Genomic DNA, 1752 nt, shown 5'->3' with positions numbered 1-1752 from the left:
GGTTTCCGGCGCGTCGGAATCGGCCCGGTTTCTGGCTTCCGGGTCGTAGAGGGTCATGTCAGGCGCCCTTGTTGTAGAGCTGGGTGATCAGCGAGGAGAGGACCTGGTCGGTGCGGGGGCCGTAGTTGAGGAGGACGCCGTCGTCGACCGTGACCACGCGGCGGTCCATGCCGGCCGGGGTCTGGGCGACGCCCGGGATCTTGACCAGGCCGTCGATCCCGCCGACCGATTCGAGGCCCTTGGACATGACGAGGATCGCGTCGGGGGCGGCGGCCGCCAGGGCCTCGCTGGTGATCGGGGTGAAGTCCTTGCCGAGTCCGGAGTCCTTGCCCGTGTCGACCGCGCCGGCCGCCTCCAGCAGTGACGCGGCTCCGGAGTCCGAACCGCCGAGCAGGTAGACGGAGGCGGTGCCGCGCAGGTAGAGGAAGGCCACCCGGGGCTTCTTGCCGGAGGCGGCCGGGATGTCCTTGCGGACGGTGGCGATCCGGTCGGCGGTGCGCTGGTTCAGCTGCGTACCGGCCTCCTTGACGCCGAGCGCGGCCGCCACGGCGTCGATCCGCGTCGGGACGTCGTCCAGGCCTTTGGCAGGGGCGATGACCAGGACCGGTACGCCGGCGTCGCGGACCTGCTGAATCGCTTCTCCAGGACCGCTGGTGGTCTCCGCGATCACCAGCGTCGGGCGCAGCGAGAGCACGCTCTCGGCGGAGACGTCGTGTCCACGCGTCACCACCGGCAGCGGGGCGGCCTGTTCGAAGGTGGCCGTGATGTCCCGGGCGACGACCTGCTTGCCGAGGCCCAGGGTGTGCACGATCTCGTTGAGGCTGCCGCTGAGGGGGACGACCCGGTCCGCGGACGTGATCGTGACCTGGGCGCCGTCGGCCGAGGGCACGGTGACCGGCAGGGCGGGCTGTGGCGTCGGGAGCGGCTCCAGTCGGTCCGGGACCGCGGCTGCGCCGGGGGCGGATGAGCCCGGGGTGGTGGCCGTACCTCCGCAGGCCGTCAGCGCGAGGGCCAGTGCTGCCACGGCAACTGCGAGACGGGGAAAGCGGTGTGACGCGGCGGGCGTAGGCACGAAGGCACCGTCCTGGTCGTCCGACTGAGGTTCTGGAGACCGGGGGGGTGTTCATCCGGCCGGGGTTAGCTTAGGTTAGCCTAACCTTGCTCGCTAGGCCCAGGAGGGGGCGTTCCATGCCCACAAGTCCCGTCCGTGCGTTGGCCGTCGCCCTGTTGGCGGCCCTGCTGGGCGCTCTGCTCCCGGCGACCGCGGCCCGGGCGGGCACCGTGCAGGGGGGTCGACTCGACTGGGGCATCAAATCGTCCTTCCAGAGTTATGTCACCGGTCCGGTGGCAAAAGGTGGTTTCAAGCTGAAGAGTGGCGCCGCCACCGTGGGCGGCAGTCTCTTCCGCTTCCACTCCGCGGCCGGTTCCTACGACCCCGACTCCGGCACCTTCGAGGCCTCCTACTCCGGCGGGGTGACCTTCCAGGGCCACCAGAAGCCCGACGGTGTCCACGAACTGGACATGACCATCAGTCGCCCCACCGTCAAGGTCTCCGGCGGCAAGGGCACCCTGTACGTCGACGTCTCCAGCAAGGCCAAGGACAGCGGCGCGGTCACCAGCCGGCCGCAGGTCGCCTTCGCCTCGCTCGGCGTCGGCGGCATCGACATGAAGGGCGGCGCAGGCCCGCTGACCCTCACGAACATTCCCGCCACCCTCACCGCGGAAGGCGCCGAGGCCTTCGCCGGCTACTAC

2 protein-coding genes are annotated in these 1752 nt (G+C 70.7%); one reads left to right on the top strand and one right to left on the bottom strand.

The annotated features are described in order from the left end of the window. Positions 1-58: 58 nt before the first annotated feature. Complete coding sequence (locus ACWGIU_RS37205) at positions 59-1072, bottom strand: heme/hemin ABC transporter substrate-binding protein (protein WP_453712483.1); 1014 nt, start codon at positions 1070-1072, stop codon at positions 59-61. Between the two features lie 116 nt (positions 1073-1188). Between ACWGIU_RS37205 and ACWGIU_RS37200 the strand changes: the two genes are divergently transcribed. Then, on the top strand, positions 1189-1752 hold a 564-nt coding region (locus ACWGIU_RS37200; protein WP_453712482.1), incomplete at its 3' end, for an HtaA domain-containing protein.

This window comes from Streptomyces sp. NPDC054840, assembly GCF_053611065.1.
This window is presented reverse-complemented; position numbering and strand designations above follow the sequence as displayed.